This is a genomic window from Acetobacter aceti, assembly GCF_002005445.1.
In the GTDB taxonomy this organism is placed as follows: domain Bacteria; phylum Pseudomonadota; class Alphaproteobacteria; order Acetobacterales; family Acetobacteraceae; genus Acetobacter; species Acetobacter aceti_B.
On sequence record NZ_CP014692.1, the window covers coordinates 2,975,937 to 2,992,144 of the forward strand.

General features: G+C 56.8%; 13 protein-coding genes. 6 read left to right on the forward strand and 7 right to left on the reverse strand.

Annotation, left to right across the window (positions count from 1 at the left end; translation table 11 throughout):
- Nucleotides 1–207 precede the first annotated feature (207 nt).
- Nucleotides 208–870: a protein-tyrosine phosphatase family protein gene (locus A0U92_RS13565; protein ID WP_077813662.1), complete on the forward strand. Its 663-nt coding sequence runs from the start codon at nucleotides 208–210 to the stop codon at nucleotides 868–870.
- A gap of 192 nt (nucleotides 871–1,062) precedes the next feature.
- Here A0U92_RS13565 and A0U92_RS13570 read toward each other — a convergent pair whose 3' ends face one another.
- Nucleotides 1,063–2,685 (reverse strand): ABC-F family ATP-binding cassette domain-containing protein, encoded by a 1,623-nt coding sequence (locus tag A0U92_RS13570; protein ID WP_077813663.1) that lies wholly within the window; start codon nucleotides 2,683–2,685, stop codon nucleotides 1,063–1,065.
- Between the two features lie 364 nt (nucleotides 2,686–3,049).
- Between A0U92_RS13570 and glf the strand changes: the two genes are divergently transcribed.
- A complete protein-coding gene (gene glf / locus A0U92_RS13580) occupies nucleotides 3,050–4,198 on the forward strand; it encodes a UDP-galactopyranose mutase (RefSeq protein ID WP_077813665.1) in 1,149 nt (382 codons plus the stop codon).
- Between the two features lie 153 nt (nucleotides 4,199–4,351).
- Here the strand turns inward: glf and A0U92_RS13585 are convergent, their stop codons facing one another.
- Both A0U92_RS13585 and A0U92_RS13590 read right to left on the reverse strand, forming a co-directional pair.
- Entirely contained in the window at nucleotides 4,352–5,668 is a 1,317-nt protein-coding gene (locus A0U92_RS13585) for an AI-2E family transporter (RefSeq protein ID WP_077813666.1), read from the reverse strand.
- A gap of 192 nt (nucleotides 5,669–5,860) precedes the next feature.
- Complete coding sequence (locus tag A0U92_RS13590) at nucleotides 5,861–6,466, reverse strand: NUDIX domain-containing protein (protein ID WP_077813667.1); 606 nt, start codon at nucleotides 6,464–6,466, stop codon at nucleotides 5,861–5,863.
- Nucleotides 6,467–6,615: 149 nt separating this feature from the next.
- On the opposite strand from A0U92_RS13590, the gene A0U92_RS13595 reads away from it, so the two are divergent.
- The 3 genes from A0U92_RS13595 (at nucleotide 6,616) to A0U92_RS13610 (ending at nucleotide 10,478) form a co-directional block, all read left to right on the forward strand.
- The gene (locus A0U92_RS13595; RefSeq protein ID WP_077813668.1) at nucleotides 6,616–7,824 is read left to right on the forward strand and encodes an MFS transporter; all 1,209 of its coding nucleotides are present in this window, start codon (nucleotides 6,616–6,618) and stop codon (nucleotides 7,822–7,824) included.
- Between the two features lie 380 nt (nucleotides 7,825–8,204).
- Nucleotides 8,205–9,638 (forward strand): cryptochrome/photolyase family protein, encoded by a 1,434-nt coding sequence (locus A0U92_RS13605; RefSeq protein WP_077813670.1) that lies wholly within the window; start codon nucleotides 8,205–8,207, stop codon nucleotides 9,636–9,638.
- 138 nt (nucleotides 9,639–9,776) lie between these two features.
- Nucleotides 9,777–10,478, forward strand: coding sequence for a pirin family protein (locus tag A0U92_RS13610; protein ID WP_077813671.1), 702 nt, complete (start codon nucleotides 9,777–9,779; stop codon nucleotides 10,476–10,478).
- A 258-nt stretch (nucleotides 10,479–10,736) separates the two neighbouring features.
- Here the strand turns inward: A0U92_RS13610 and A0U92_RS13615 are convergent, their stop codons facing one another.
- A complete protein-coding gene (locus A0U92_RS13615) occupies nucleotides 10,737–12,173 on the reverse strand; it encodes a glycosyltransferase family 2 protein (protein WP_077813672.1) in 1,437 nt (478 codons plus the stop codon).
- Nucleotides 12,174–12,482: 309 nt separating this feature from the next.
- On the opposite strand from A0U92_RS13615, the gene A0U92_RS13620 reads away from it, so the two are divergent.
- Nucleotides 12,483–13,289, forward strand: a complete 807-nt coding sequence (locus A0U92_RS13620) for a creatininase family protein (RefSeq protein WP_077813673.1) — start codon at nucleotides 12,483–12,485, stop codon at nucleotides 13,287–13,289.
- 16 nt (nucleotides 13,290–13,305) lie between these two features.
- Here the strand turns inward: A0U92_RS13620 and A0U92_RS13625 are convergent, their stop codons facing one another.
- The 3 genes from A0U92_RS13625 to A0U92_RS13635 all read right to left on the reverse strand — a co-directional run bounded on the left by A0U92_RS13625 (nucleotide 13,306) and on the right by A0U92_RS13635 (nucleotide 16,193).
- On the reverse strand, nucleotides 13,306–13,569 hold the full coding sequence (locus A0U92_RS13625) for a hypothetical protein (protein WP_077813674.1): 264 nt from the start codon (nucleotides 13,567–13,569) through the stop codon (nucleotides 13,306–13,308).
- A 115-nt stretch (nucleotides 13,570–13,684) separates the two neighbouring features.
- Entirely contained in the window at nucleotides 13,685–15,154 is a 1,470-nt protein-coding gene (locus A0U92_RS13630; protein WP_187668959.1) for an efflux transporter outer membrane subunit, read from the reverse strand.
- 127 nt (nucleotides 15,155–15,281) lie between these two features.
- Complete coding sequence (locus A0U92_RS13635) at nucleotides 15,282–16,193, reverse strand: HlyD family secretion protein (protein ID WP_077813675.1); 912 nt, start codon at nucleotides 16,191–16,193, stop codon at nucleotides 15,282–15,284.
- Nucleotides 16,194–16,208 lie beyond the last annotated feature (15 nt).

Consider the following 16,208-nt stretch of genomic DNA (forward strand, 5'->3'; position numbering starts at 1 on the left):
CCGTCAGGTAGACATTCGATCCTCGATGCGATCGTCACGGAACCATATCGGGGTTTGCCACAGAGCCTGTAATTATGAACCTTTTTCGCATTAGCCGGAATTCCGGCAACCGTTGATGGAATGTCATCAGCGACCGCTCAGCAGACCAGTTTGGAGAGAGGCAGCACTCTGCCTATACTCCGACCCCCAACAAACAGGAGCACCCTTGTGTTCGAAGGAAGTCTGGCCTCGCCGAGCGGCCGTCGCAAAGCCTGGATGGACAGCCTGTTCGTGGATCATGCTGTTTTCAGGCTCATCTGGACCAATTTCCACACGGTCGTTCCCGGCAAGGTCTATCGCTGCAACCATCCGACCCCTGCCCGTCTCGCCGCCGCCAAACGTCGCTTCCACCTGAAAACGCTGGTCAATCTGCGTGGCCACCGGAAATGCGGCTCCGATGCGCTGTCACGTAACGCGGCGAAACAGCAGGGACTGATCCATGTGGATATGGCGTTTGAGAGCCGGGGCGCGCCACACCGCGATCGCATCCTGCGGTTTGCGTCGCTCTATCGCTCGCTTGAGTTCCCGATGCTGATGCACTGCAAGTCCGGCGCGGATCGTGCGGGGCTTGCCTCTGGTCTTGTGGTGATGTTCGAGGGCGGCACGACTGATGACGCGCTTCGCCAGCTGTCATGGCGCTTCGGGCATTTCAACAGTTCCCGAACCGGCATTCTGGATGCCTTCTTCTGGCGTTATCGCACGGAAGCCGAAGGTCGCATTCCGTTTCTGGAGTGGGTCGAACATCACTATGACGAAGTCGCCCTCAAGCGTGATTTCGTTGCGGGTAAGCTGGCGTCGTTCGTCACGGACAAGGTGTTGCGGCGGGAGTAATATCAACAACGCTATGGATTGATCGTTTGCGGGCTCTGTCCGCACCCGCAAGGAGGCACAGCCCCCTGATCTCAATTGATGAACAACAAAACCGGTTTCCAAAGACACCGCCTTTGGCGGGATTCGGGGCCGTGCCCCCGAAACCTCTCCAGAATCAGGGGCAGTCCATAAAACCGTTGGTATAATTCATCCTTATGCGTGCAGACCGGGCGCTTCCCGGCCTGTGCGGGCGACATATTCCGAATAGCCACCATCATAGGGATGGAGACCTTCCGGCGTCAGTTCCAGCACCCTGTTGGAAAGCGCCGCGAGGAAGTGCCGGTCATGCGAGACGAACAGCATGGTGCCTTCATATTTCGACAGGGCATTGATGAGCATTTCCTTTGTGCCGATATCAAGATGGTTGGTCGGCTCATCGAGGACAAGGAAATTCGGTGGATCGAACAGCATCAGCGCCAGCACAAGGCGCGCCTTCTCGCCGCCTGACAGAACACGGCAGGGCTTGTCGATATCGTCGCCGGAAAAACCGAAGCCACCAGCCAGTGCCCGAAGCGCGCCCTGATTGGCGAGCGGGAAACTGTCCTCCAGCGTCTCGAAGATCGTGCGGTCGCCATCGAGCAGATCCATGGCGTGCTGGGCGAAGTACCCCATCTTCACACTGCCGCCGATCGTGACCGTGCCGGCGTCCGGTTCCGTCGTGCCAGTGACGAGTTTCAGCAGTGTGGACTTACCCGCGCCGTTCACACCAAGAACGCAGCACCGCTCCTGACGACGGATCATCAGGTCGAGACCTTCATAGATCACCTTGCTGCCGTATTTCTTGTCCACGCCTTTCAGGGTCGCAACGACATCGCCTGAACGGGGTGCGGGTGGAAATTCGAAAGATAGGGTCTGGCGGCGCTTCGGTGGCTCGACACGGTCGATCTTGTCCAGTTTCTTCACACGACTCTGGACCTGCGCCGCATGGGAGGCGCGGGCCTTGAAGCGGTCGATAAAGGCGATTTCCTTGGCGAGCATGGCCTGCTGACGCTCGAACTGGGCCTGCTGCTGCTTTTCGTTCTGGGCGCGCTGCTGTTCGTAAAATTCGTAGTCGCCCGAGAAGCTGGTCAGGTTGCCGCCGTCAATCTCGATGACCTTGTTGATGATGCGGTTCATAAAGGCGCGGTCATGCGAAGTCATGAGCAAGGCGCCATCGTAGTTCGCAAGGAACTGTTCGAGCCAGATCAGACTTTCGAGGTCGAGATGGTTGCTCGGTTCGTCAAGAAGCATGGCGTCGGGGCGCATGAGCAGGATGCGCGCCAGAGCGACGCGCATCTTCCACCCGCCGGACAGCTTGCCGACATCGCCGTCCATCATTTCCTGACTGAATCCGAGGCCGTCCAGCACCTCGCGCGCCTTTCCGTCCAGCGCGTAGCCACCCAGTTCCTCAAAACGCGCCTGCACTTCCCCGAAGCGCTCCAGAATGGCGTCCATCTGATCCATCTGCTCGGGATCAGCCAGAGCCAGTTCCAGTCTGGCCAGTTCCGCCGCCACGGTGGAAACTTCGCCCACGCCGTCCATGACTTCGGCGACGGCGCTTCGGCCTTCCATTTCGCCGACGTCCTGACTGAAGAACCCGATGGTCAGCCCCTTGTCCGTGACGACAGTTCCCTCGTCAGGCTCTTCCTGTTTGGTGATGAGGCGGAACAGGGTTGTCTTGCCCGCGCCATTGGGGCCGACGAGGCCGATCTTTTCACCTTTCTGGAGTGAAGCAGACGCCTCGATGAAGATGACACGCTTGCCGTTGTGCTTGCTGATATTGTCGAGACGGATCATGGGGGTTCAGGAGTCCTCGGGCGGGCTGACGGAAGCCGCCGGGTTACTATCAACCGCAGTCCGGTGCAAACCGGGATCGGCACTTCGGAAAATCCGGGACGATCAGGAGTGGACCGCTTTCACGGAGAGACCGCGAGAGATCCCTGCGGCATTCATCATGCGGGTTCGAATGCTATTTGCCTGCACCATCACAGGCTGCGCCTTTAATGCGCATGAGACTGGCTTGAATTTCGAAATACAGTGAATCTGCATTATGAAATTATAAACTTTACTCCCACAAAACAGGGCGTGTAGAGACTTTGATAAAATATGCGACAGAGTCTTTGGCGCATATGACCCGAAACAGAAATTTGAGTTGTGATATATGAAAGTCTGCATCGTCGGAGCGGGTTTCAGTGGCGCCATTGTCGCCCGTCATCTGGCCCGGAAAGGCCACGAGGTGATTCTGCTGGATGAACGCCCTCATGCTGGCGGCAACTGCCACACGGAGCGCGACGCCGCGACCGGCATCATGGTGCACCGTTATGGCCCGCACATCTTCCACACAGCCGATCAGCGGGCATGGGACTACATCAACCAGTTCGGAAAATTCCGTCCGTATGTGAACCGGGTCAAGGCGATTTCACAGGGCAAGGTCTATACGCTTCCTGTCAATCTCCTGACGATCAACCAGTTTTTCGGTACGACCCTCAGCCCGAAAGAAGCACGGGCTTTCATTGAGGCAAAAGCGGACAAATCCATCACTGATCCGCAGAATTTTGAAGAACAGGCGCTGTCCATGATCGGGCCGGACCTGTATCGGGCCTTTTTTCACGGCTATACCTGCAAGCAGTGGGGCATGGAGCCGACGGAACTGCCGGCGTCCATTCTGAAGCGCCTGCCTCTCCGCTTCAACTATGACGACAATTACTTCAACCATCCGTATCAGGGCATGCCCGAGGATGGTTATACGGCTATTATCGAAAATATTCTGAAAAATGACCGTATTGAAGTCCGGCTTGGCGCCTCCTTTGAGGCGGTCGCTGAAGAATTCGACCATGTTTTCTATACCGGTCCGATTGACCGTTATTTTGGATTCAAGCTTGGACGACTGGGCTATCGGACGCTGGATTTCGAGCGGATCGAGGATGAAGGCGACTATCAGGGCACAGCCGTCATCAATTACTGCGACCAGTCAGTCCCCTTTACGCGCATCTCGGAACACAAGCATTTCGCGCCGTGGGAAGCCGACAGGTTCTCACACACGGTCTGCTTCAAGGAATACAGCCGACTGGCCGGGGAGAAGGACATTCCCTACTATCCCATCCGTCAGGTCCATGAAAAACGCATGCTGGAAAGCTATATCGAGCTGGCCAGAACGGAAAAGAACATCTCTTTCATGGGGCGTCTCGGAACCTACAGATATCTCGATATGGATGTGACCATCTCCGAAGCTCTGGCTGCCTGCGACCGTATCGACCAGTTGATTGCAGCCGGAGAAGCTCTGCCCGCTTTCTTCGTCGATCCCACGTAAGCCGGCGTTCCGGGATCGTTTATCGGTCGTCAGAACCAGCGCTTCGGGGTGTGGCCTTCCAGAAGAGGACCGTCCCGGAGCGTATCGAAAACAACAGAAACGCTGACCCCTCAGGGCTTCTCGTCCTGACAAAAACTCCGCTGATGCTTCGTCTTATGAGCTGACGCGGGCTCCGGGATGCCGTTCAGCGCCTGCGTGATGAAGGTCATGATCATGTCTGTCGGGCATGGCGCCCGGTCCGCCGATCATGTGGCCAATGGGTGTCAGATAATCGACGTGATCGCAGATGATCTTGAACACGGCCAGCATCGGCACGGACAGAAACGCGCCTGCAATGCCCCACATCCAGTCCCAGAACAGCAGGGACGCCATCACCAGCACCGGATTCAGCGTAAAACGCCGGGCCAGCAACATTGGGGTAATGGTCTCGCCTTCGAGCAGGTGAATGCAAAGGTAAACTGCTGGAGGCAGCAGCGCCTGCACAGCGGTCGGGAAGGTCAGAAGACCCACACAGAAATAGATGATCATGCCGGTGAACGGCCCGATGATGGGGATGTAGTTCAGCGCGAACGCCACCACCCCCCACAACAGGGGCGTCGGCATGCCCAGCATCCAGCACTGGAGTGTGTTGGCGATTCCCACGAACACATTCATCATGGTGATGGTCGCCAGATAGAGCGAAATGTTCCGCTCGATGTGCGACGAAATCTGAACGGCGCGACGCTTGTCGTTGAAGGTCGGCATGATCTCGACAAAACGCCGCAACAGGCTGTCTCCCTGCGCGAGCAGAAAGAACAGCATGATGAAGAAGGTGAAAAGCTGCCCCATGAACGCCTGGGTACCGAGCAGAAGCGACGAACCAAGCGGCATGATGCCGGACGCGACACCCGGCGCATGTGGATCGGTCGGCACGCCCAGCAGCTTCTGTATTCTCTGGCCGGTGCTTTCCAGAAAATGGAGAGGATCATTCAGAATGGCCAGGTGCGACTGAACGAGGGTGATCTCCTGCGGCAACTGTGAGAGCCACCCGGCGGCAGGCACCGAAACAGCCATTCCAACCGCTGCGAACCCTCCGAATACGCTGCCGATCAGCAGGAATGCGATGATTGGCCGGGGCAGCTTCACCCAGTGCGAGATGACGCGCATCGGTGTCACCAGCATCAGGTTCGTCACCACGGCCATCACCATCGGCAGCACGATCGAGGCGGCGAGTTTCAGGGTGTAGAGCATGGCCAGAACGGTCAGGATGATCAGGCAGACCTGATTGACGCTCAGCCGCGCGCGTCGCACCGCTTCATGCATACGGGCCTGCTGGGCGCGTTCCGCCGCAGCTTCCTCATCGGGTTCACTCACCAGAACGGATGGAGGAAGGGTTGCGCGTGTTGCTCCATTCTCAGGGTCGGCTGAAGGCTGTGGCCCTGCTTTCGGCAACGCCTCTGGAGAAACGGCCTCATCCATGTCGTGCGGCATGCCCCGGACTCCCTTTGCCCTCAGCGGCGTGTCTTTTACCGCTGCGTATCCGGAACGGTGGGAGACAGGTCTTGAATTCTGACATTGCTACAGACTGTGGAAGACAAGTCTCTGTCAATTCCTTATTGTCAGAGTACTGCTTTGCCGACAGTCCAGCCATACGGACACGTCCCCGTATGGCCCGGCGTCTGTTCAGACCAGTCCGTGAGAGCGGACCATGGCGAATGCGGCGAGCGTCACCATGCAGGTGATTTCATTATCCCGGACCATCCGCTCGAATTCGGCCAGCGGAAGCGTGTGGCAGGTAATATCCTGCTCCGTTTCCTCAAGCGCGCTTTCCCCCGCCGTCAGGTCGGTCGCGAGGTAGACATGGCCGCGCTGGGTTGAATAGCCCGCGCCCTGGTAGACAACGCCGACATGCTGCATCCGTGCGGCGGACAGGCCGGTTTCTTCCCGAAGCTCTCCGGCGGCGACGGCGTCCGGATCGGCGTCGGGCTTCGTCTCCCACATCCCCATGGGAAACTCCCACATCCGGCGCTGCACCGGATAGCGAAACTGCTGGATGAGCGTCACGGTCCTCCCGCTGCCCTCGCCGCCCACAGGCATGATGACGACGAAGTCTCCGCGCTCGACAACCCCGTAAAGACCATCCTTCCCGTTCGGTCGACGAATGATGTCCTCACGCACTCGTGTCCACGGATTCTCATAGGCGATGCGGGAGGAAAGCGTGACATATCCTCCATCATCGGGTGTATCTGTAAACTGATTGATATTCTCTGCTGACGGCATGGTCGTCATGACGGATTACCTCCCTTCTGGGGTGGAAATTCATGTCGAGGCGTCTGAAACGTCCCTGTTTCCCAGACGTTGCAGGCTAGACCGCCTGCTCTCACGCAGAAACCCCTGCCCCTGCATTGACTGCCCTGACCACTGTCACCGGATGCTGCATGATCTCCTCTTCTCCTCATTCTTCATCCGTAATCGCACGCACCTATCCCGTCCTGCTGTTCACACTGGCCTGCTACACGGTGATCGGCCTTCAGATGGCGGTCGTGCCGCTTTTCGTGCATCTCACACTGGGATACAGCGCGGCTCTCGCGGGATTTGCGGTCTCCGCGCAGTATCTGGCGACGCTGGCGACCAGAACCTGGGCAGGAAACCGGCTCGACACCAACGGCGCCCGCCCCGTGGTCACCACCGGTCTGGCTGTCGGTGCTTTTTCCGGCGTCATGCTTGCCGCATCGGCGCTGTGCGCGTCGGAAACACCGCTGTCCCTTGGTCTGCTCCTCTTCGGACGTGTCCTTCTCGGCTTTAGCGAAAGCTGGGTGGCGGTCGGCGTCATCATCTGGAACATGCAAAGGGCGGGCCCAGAGAATGCGGCGGCTGTCATTTCATGGAACGGCGTGTGCTCCTATGGCGGCATTGCTCTTGGTGCGCCGATCGCGGCCATGATCTTTTCGTCGCACGCAATGTTTGGCGGTCTTGCGGGCGTGGGGCTTCTGTCAACGCTCCTGTTTGCAGTCTGCATTCCACACGCCCTCCGACAGGAAACCACCCGTCCGGCTCCACAGACTGGCCCGAAACCCGGTTTCGCCACCATTTTCCGCGCCATCATGCCATATGGCTTTGCGCTTGGAGCAGGCTCGGTCGGGTTTGGTGCGATCGTTTCCTGCCTGACGCTCTATTTCAATAATCAGAACTGGAGCGGTGCGGCGATTGCGCTTGCCGTCTTCGGAGGTTTCTTCGTCCTGACGCGATTTGTTTTCTCATCCATGATCAGGAAAATCGGCGGAGAAAGAGTGGCGTTAATCTCCATGGCGGTGGAAACGCTCGGTCTGCTGATCATCGCAGGCGGTCCATCTCCCATTCTGGCCAATGTGGGGGCAGCCCTGACAGGCGTGGGGTTTTCACTGGTTTTCCCGGCTTTGGGAGTGCTGGCCATCGAGCGGCTGGGCGCGGAAAATCGTGGCGTGGCGCTGGGTGGGTTTTCCGTGTTTCTGGATCTCGCCATCGGGGCGTCCGGTCCGGGGCTGGGGATGATCATTCCCGTCTGGGGCTTCCCGACACTGTTTGTGGTGGCGGCAGCGTTCTGCGCGGCTGGTTTTTTCCTGACCATGACCCTGCCCAAAAACAGCCGTCCCGCTTCTGTCCGATGAGGGAGCGTCGTTGTTCACCGCCTGTGCCGTTTAAATGAATTGACTGACACTTCCTGCGGCAGGATTCTGTTGTAGCAGGAGACGCACAGGCAAATAGCCTCAACAAAACGGTGCAGACAGGACGAAGCGTTATATCACCATGCCCGGTGTCGCTGCTGCTCTGCGTGGAACTCTGGAAGAGCCTATTTCCGGATGACAATCAGGCGAATGAAACGTCAGCCGGACCTCTGGCAACCGGGTTTGGTCTATCTGGGACCGAATGCGATCTGTCCGCCGCTGCATTTTCCCTTCTATCACGCGCCAACCGCCCGGTGACCGGTCGCCAGCATCGGCAGGAGACCGTCCTCGACTCACGTCTTTAACAACGATAGCCAAACGTCATGTCCATCGCCCCCGTCATCGTCTGGTTTCGTGAAGACTTCCGCCTCTCCGACAATGCTGCGCTTTCCGCCGCAGCCAGAGACGGCGCGCCGATCCTGTGCATCACCATTCTCGAGCCAGAACCCCGGCAGGGAGCCGCCCATGACTGGTGGCGCGATGGGGCCATCCGTGCTCTGGAGGCTGCCCTGCAGGAAAAAGGGGGACGGCTGCATGTCCTGCGCGGCAAGGCGGAAGACATTGTTCCGGCGCTCGCGAAAGCCTGCAAAGCCGCCAGCGTGCACTGGAACCGTCGCTACGATCCGGCAGGCCGCGCCATAGACACGACCATCAAAACCCAACTGAAATCCACAGGAACAGAAGCGCACAGTTTCCCCGGCGCACTCCTTCATGAACCGTGGACCATCAGGACACAGGCGGACAAACCATTTCAGGTCTTCACTCCGTTCTGGCGAGCTGCCCGCAAATATGGAGACCCGCGTCCTTCCCTCCCTGCTCCAGACACACTGACATTCGCTCCTCTTCCGAAAACAGACCAGTTTCACTGCCTGAATCAGGATGAGTTTGGCCTTCTGCCAGTAGCGCCGGACTGGGCCACTGGTTTTCGGGAAACATGGAAACCGGGCGAGAAAGCCGCGCACGAGCATCTCTCGCTTTTTGTCGAAGATACTCTTCGCGGCTACAGCGAGGAGCGTGACTATCCAGCCGCCGAAGCCTGTTCCCGACTTTCGCCTTACCTGCGCTTTGGTCATGTCACGCCCGCCCAACTCTGGCACGCCGCCATGCAGGCGGATGCACCCGCCCAGAACAGGGACAAATTCCTCGCCGAGCTGGGATGGCGGGAGTTTGCCTGGTCGATCCTGTTCGAGCAGGCAAACGTCGCAACCCGGTCACTCCGACCGGAATTCGATGCGCTGCCGTGGCGCACCGACCCCAAAGGTCTGAAAGCCTGGCAGAGTGGCCGCACCGGCTATCCGCTTGTTGATGCCGGAATGCGTGAACTCTGGCATACCGGCTGGACGCACAACCGCGTTCGCATGGTCGTGGCGTCCTTTCTGGTGAAACATCTGTTACTTGACTGGCGGGAAGGCGAACGCTGGTTCGCGGACACGCTGGTGGACCATGACCCGGCCAGCAACCCGATGAACTGGCAGTGGAACGCCGGCACCGGCGTCGATGCCGCGCCGTTCTTCCGCATCATGAACCCTGTTCTGCAGTCCGAGAAATTCGACGCGGACGGCGAGTATATCCGTCGCTGGGTGCCGGAACTTCATCGCGTCCCGGCGGGTATGATCCATGCGCCATGGGCTGCGGATCAGGAAACACTGAAAGGGTGCGGCGTGGTTCTGGGACGCAACTATCCTCACCCCATCATTGAGCATAAACTCGCGCGGGAGCGTGCCCTGTCCGTGTGGAAAACCTTTCGCGGCGCCTGACGACCTGACGCCTCACTTTCGGAAACGATCTCTTTCCATCCCTTCTCTTTGAGAAAGCGCCATAAAGCGCCATGTCCTGTTGCAGACAGGCGCACCAACCGGTGACGCCTCCCACTCCTCGGAAAGGGAGAGTTGACCATGATCGAAGTCAGACCATTCGCCGGACTGGGCGCCGCCAACCATGGGTGGCTGGATGCTCACCATCACTTCTCTTTCGCCAGCTATCATGACCCCGAGCGCGTTCACTGGGGTGCGCTGCGGGTCTGGAACGATGACGTCATCGCCGGAAATACCGGCTTCCCGCCTCATCCGCACCGTGACATGGAAATCATCACCTATGTCCGGACAGGGGCCATCACGCACGAGGACAGCCTCGGCAACAAGGGACGGACGGAAGCCGGCGACGTGCAGGTCATGTCCGCAGGCACCGGCATCACCCACGCGGAATATAACCGTGAGGATGAACCGACCACCCTGTTCCAGATCTGGATCATGCCGACGGCGCGTGGTCACAAGCCGCGCTGGGGTTCCCGTCCCTTCCCGAAGGACGATCGCGCCGGTCAGTTCATCACGCTGGCGTCTGGCAAGGAAGGCGATGGTGAGGCGCTCTGGATCGGCGCCGATGCCCGCGTGCTGGGCGCGACCCTGAAGAGGGGCGAAAGCGTCACTTATGAGACCAGTAAGGAGCGTTATCTTTATCTGGTCTCGGCAAAGGGCGCGATCACGGTAAACGGTGTGGCCGCTGCTGCCCGCGACGGTGTGGCGATCCATGATGAGGACCGCATCACTGTCCACGCAGTAGAGGACGCGGAACTGGTGCTGGTAGACAGCGCAGCCTGATTATTTCTTTGCTGATGGTCTCCAAAGATCATCAGCATTTCACACGCTTCATGAGACAAGACACTATTTAACACATTTCCCGCTTTACTACAGGCTTAATTGCAAATGAACCATTGCCGTTCAATAATAAAAAAAATACCTGCACATTACCATTGTGAAGATAGCATTCTCCTCAAGGAGCTTACCTCCTTGCCCACAAAGAGTTCTTCAGAAATTCCAGAGAACACAGTTCATAATCTTTAAATCGAATAAATAATTTCATGAAAGGTCCGACAAGCCATAAACTTCAATCTGATCAAGATTGAGATAACTTGGCTCTCCATTTACAACTACACGCATAAAGCGTGCTTCCAACCCGGAGTCAGAAAGCCAGATGAAAGGCGTTCCATCAATTCCACCAAATATTTCATTGGAATTTTGATAATAAAACTCATTCCAGTTCTCTCCATCAAGAGATGAAAAAAGACTGAAGTGACACATACGGTCCAGAGCCACATCAAGGCGATTAAAAATCCTGATTTCCTGTATACGATTTAAAGACCCAAAATCAATTTGCCACCATGGATTCTGTTCTTTTTCAGTGTGAGCCTGCGATCGACTATTGGGCCGCCGGTTAATAAGATTTTGGGAATCCGCATCAGCTCCCCATGGATGAGCTGATGAACTTTGTGAGGTCTGGCAGTTCGTTGAGATCAGTGGCCATTTTGGAGCTGGAAAAGGAGAAGTTTTCCATGCTCTCTCGGAGAGGTATGTATGCCAGTAATCATGAAGACCCCTGTCCTCTACAGCATTTGTTAAAAGATGAAAATCTTCTTTTTCACTTTCAGACTTGTCTCCCCACATTTTTTCTGCGGCAAAATCTCCATGCAAGCCACGCTTTACACGGAGATCGAAATCCTCATCGGATTTAATATTGAAATGCGCAATAAACGCCACATCAAGAATACGAGTTTTCCTGCCGCCTTCATTCAGAAACCCCCATGCGTTCCAAGGAAAATTATCATAATAACCTGACATCCGCTCCCCTAAGGCATTATAAGAAATCAGTTCTCTTTTTATACTATCGTAATCATGATGCACCGGATGGCCATTATTTTCAAAAAACTCTTTATATGGAAATTTATTTGATTTTATAAAAACTTTTGTAAAAGGAGTGGCGGTCTCCTCTCTCCTTGTGTAGTTAAGAAGGACACTTCCAATTGGCCTCGTTTTGTGTCCATTACTACCAAAACTACACCAATTAAAATAAAGAGCATCCATATCAGATGGAAACCCCTGAACAAATCGATTTATATATTCCTTTGATCGTATGAATAAAAACTCGTCTACATCAAGAAACATCATCCATTCCGTTTCGTGGATATAGTTTCGTGCAAAATGAAAATACATCTGAAACTGAAGACCGGGAAACGGATAATGAACAAATGTCACAAAAGGCTCATTCCCATTTAAAAAAGGCAAAACTGCCTGATATAATTCAGAGGGGTCATCATCATTGCAATAAAGATAAACATGATCGATCCCGATGGATCGATGATAGGAAAGCCATTCGCTTATATAGCGGGCTTCCCATCGTGCGCATGCCGCCAATGAAAAGCGATATTTGGGTGCAGGCCATTGGCCATGATTTTCCGCCACGGCGCGAGGAAGAAAAGGATATGAACCAAGATTGTTTTTATCTATAAATGCATTCATGATGACCTCTTAACCTTAACCCTCAAACCAATCTCAACACTATACAAGATAGAAACAAGGAAAATATTTTCCTATACATCTCGAAAAGATATTACTTTTATTTCCATTCCATCCATAGAAAAATTGTTCATTTTTTAATGATTGATTTAATGTTTTCTTTTCATACCAACATCCCGAGATAAATTTTTCGGCTAGCAAAGCCTTTCACTGATAACTCTATTTCTCCAAAGAGCGCTACAGGTATCGCCAAAGACTTGCGACCTGCGACCAACCACGATACCGCAGGACACCGTTATCCGTGGAGACTCCATGTTCCTTTCCCGCTTTCGCGCCCTCACTGCCTGTGCGGTTCTCATCGCCCTGACCGGAACCGCCGAAGCCGTACCGCAGGTCGAATTGCAACGCCTGACATGGACAGAAATCCGCGATGCGCTGAATGCAGGCTACAACACCATCATCGTGCCGGTTGGGGGCACGGAACAGAGCGGTCCCTACATTGCGGTCGGCAAGCATAACGTCCGGGCGCAGGCTCTTGCGGACCGGATTGCGCACCAGCTCGGAAACACGCTGGTCGCGCCGGTCATCGCGTATGTTCCGGAGGGCAGCACCTCGCCCCGCACCTCGCATATGCGCTTTCCCGGCACAATCAGCGTCACACCCGCTGTATTTGACGGTCTGCTGAAATCGGCTGCCGAGAGCTTTCGGGTTCAGGGTTTCCGGATTGTCGCGTTTATCGGCGATCATGGGGGATACCGCGCTGAAATGTGCAAGACCGCGGCGCAGATCAACCAGAGCTGGTCCGGCACCGGAGCGCATGCGGCCTGCATCAACAGCTATTACACCGTCATAGCCGGAGCCTATGACGATGCTCTCCGTCAGAAGGGACTGGAAGCGGCGGTCGGCACTCATGCCGATCTGAGCGACACATCCCTCATGCTGGCCATTGATCCGTCAATGGTCCGGACCACTGCTCTGCGAAACGCGCCCAAGCCCACCACAACAGACGGCGTCTATGGCGGCGACCCGCGTGGCGCGACGGCAGAACTGGGAGAGATCGGCGTTGACATGCAGGTCAAGGCGGCTGTGGAGGAGATCAGGGCGCTCCAGCATCCCTGAGACCACAGGCTGGCGGTCAGGCGCCATCCATATTTTCGAGATCGTCGGCCGGTAGATCGGGGTCATTCTCCACCGGCTTGCGCAGCAGAAAAAATGCACCTGCTATACACACGATACCGATGAGCAGGGGTAGACGGCGTGACAGCCAGACGGGCCATGAATCAGCGTCTCCGGGATCAATGATCAAAGTCCATCCATCCACAATGATCAGCGTAAAGCCACCGAGAAAACCCGCGCCGATCAGCATGAGGCGTCTGAGATAGTTGGGTTGACCTGCCATCGGTGCATGACCTCCGTAGTGTCCTGTCTCTCTCAGAACGCCGAAGCGCGTCCTGGGAGGACATGCGTTGAACAACTGTTCCTTCTGCTGCAACAGCACACCAGAAGATTACAGCTTACTGCTGGAACGCTCGCGCCCAGATATTCTGTTTCTCCAGAGAAACCGGCAGCGTCGAGTTGGTCAGAGCGTTTCCGCGCCAACCGGCGCCAATGGCCGTGTAGAGATTGACAGCATCCCTCAGCCGTTCAAGCCGCGAAAGCGCCTCGGCGTTCTGCGCGTTCAGCGTCGCTCTTTCTTCCGTCAGCACGTCAAGGAAGCCGATCAGACCAGCACCATACAGCTTGCGGGCACGGTCACGAGCCAGTGCACTGTCCTGAGCCGCCTTTTCCAGTTTTTCCTGATATTCGACGTCGTCATGCCAGGCGGCCATGGCGTCCTCGACTTCCTGAAAGCCCTTGAGCACCGTCTGACGATAATGTAGACGCGACGCTTCCGCCGCAGCCTGCGCCGCACGGATGGTGGACGTATATTTTCCACCATGCATCAGCGGCAGACTGGCCATCATCAGGAACTGCCAGCTCATGCCATTGACCTGAAAAGCCTGATACATCGCCGACGCATTCGGATTGAAGGTCAGCGGCACGACAAAATGCGGGTACAGGTCAGCCACAGCCACACCGACCTCCGCCGTCGCCACCGCATATTCCTTTTCCGCCATGCGGATATCAGGACGATTGGCAATGACAATAGACGGCAGCGTCGCCGGGAAAGAAGGCACAACCGGCAGGGGCCTGACGACCTTCAGCTCTTCTTCCAGTTCGCCCGGCATCTTGCCCGTCAGAACGGAGATGGCGTGCGACACCTGTGACACGCGTGTCTTGAGCGGTTCGCGGGCAGCGATCTGGGAATCCAGTTCCGCCTGCGCCTGCGCCGTCTGAAGCGTGTTGCCCACACCTTCCAGATACAGACGATTGGTCAGATCAAGGTTTTCCCTGGCCACCTTGATATTGTCCGTCGCGATCTGAATCTGGAGCTGAGTCACACGCAGCAGCATGTAGTCGTTGGCCAGTTCGGAGAGCAGCACCATAAGCAGCGCGCGGCGCCCTTCCACGGAAGCCTCGACCGCATGCTCATGCGCTTCCACCCCACGCCGGATACGTCCGAACACATCGAACTCCCATGTCGCGGAAGCGCCATAGGTCAGCATTGACGCCTGCGGCTGATTCGCCGGATTCCCCGGACGGATCGGCCAGTTATCGATGTTGATCGAATACCGGACGTCGCCGCCACCCATATTGGCGTCCATCTGGGGATACCACGCAGCCGCAGCTTTATCGCGCAGGGCCCGCTCGGCCAGAATCCGCTGACCGGCTTCCTGCAGGTCATAGTTTCCCTTGATCGTATCCTCGACGAGCTTCGTCAGGATGGGATCATTGAACTTCGCCCACCACTCGGTCATCTCCCGGTTGGTGCGCTCGATCTCTTCCGGCGACGCAGGCTTTTCTTCCGCCGTCTCAGCAAAACCGGCAGGCAGTTTCATCCGGTCCGGCTGGAAATTCGGACCGACCGTGCAGCCCGCCAGCATGGACCCGCTGACCAGAACTGTCAGCAACCGCCGCCAGGTGCTCCGCCTGCCGCCATTTTTCGCGCAACCGGATGAAACCGGTACGGTTTCAGAAGCCATCATTGTCCCCATGATCCCGTCTTACGCCTTACAGGTGGTCTTGCAGCCAGGTGGTCAGCTTGCCGCGACGGCTCTGCGATTCAGGCCCGACGCTGATTGTCGCCGTCATGCCCGCCGCCAGCGTCACGCCTTCAGGCACATAGTCGAGATGCACACGAACCGGGATACGCTGCGCCAGCCGCACCCATGTGAAGATCGGATTGACATCCTGCAGGCCGAGCTTGTCCGGGTTGCCGTTGGTGTCGTTGATACCGCGGGCGATCGACACGACATGGCCGGGGATGATCTGCTTGTAGCCCATCAGCTTGACGCGGGCGACATCGCCGACATGCACGCCCCACATCTTCGTTTCCTCGAAATAGCCATAGACCCAGTAGGAGTCGGAATCGATCACGGCCAGACGGGCCTGACCGGCTGTGGCGTAATCACCCACCCGCAGGTTCAGGTTGGTGATGAAACCGTTCACAGGCGAGTAGAGCACTGAACGCTGAAGATTCAGTTTCGCCACATCAAGCGCCGCACGGGCCGCATCCACCGCCGCGACCTGCGTCGCCACATTGGAGTTGAAGACCTCCTGCTCTTCCGCCGAGACGATGCCACCAAGACCCATACGACGCTTCGCATCGTTCTGCTTGAGCTTCAGGTCTTCGAGAGTACCGTCCAGACGGGCCTGCGCCTCGCGGATGGCAAGACGGAAACGCACGGGATCGAGCACATAGAGCGGATCACCCTTGTGGACATACTGGTTATCCACCACGGGAACCTGCACCACCGTTCCGGAAACTTCAGGCGCCACATCCACAACGTAAACACGCACGCGGCCGTCACGGGTCCATGGAGCGATCATGTAGGTGTTCCACAAGGTCACCCCGAGCACTATGGCCAGCGAGACGACTGCCAGGGTCAGGATCACTCGGATCAGTGTGCGAAGCAGTGGCATGGCTGTGACCTGAAA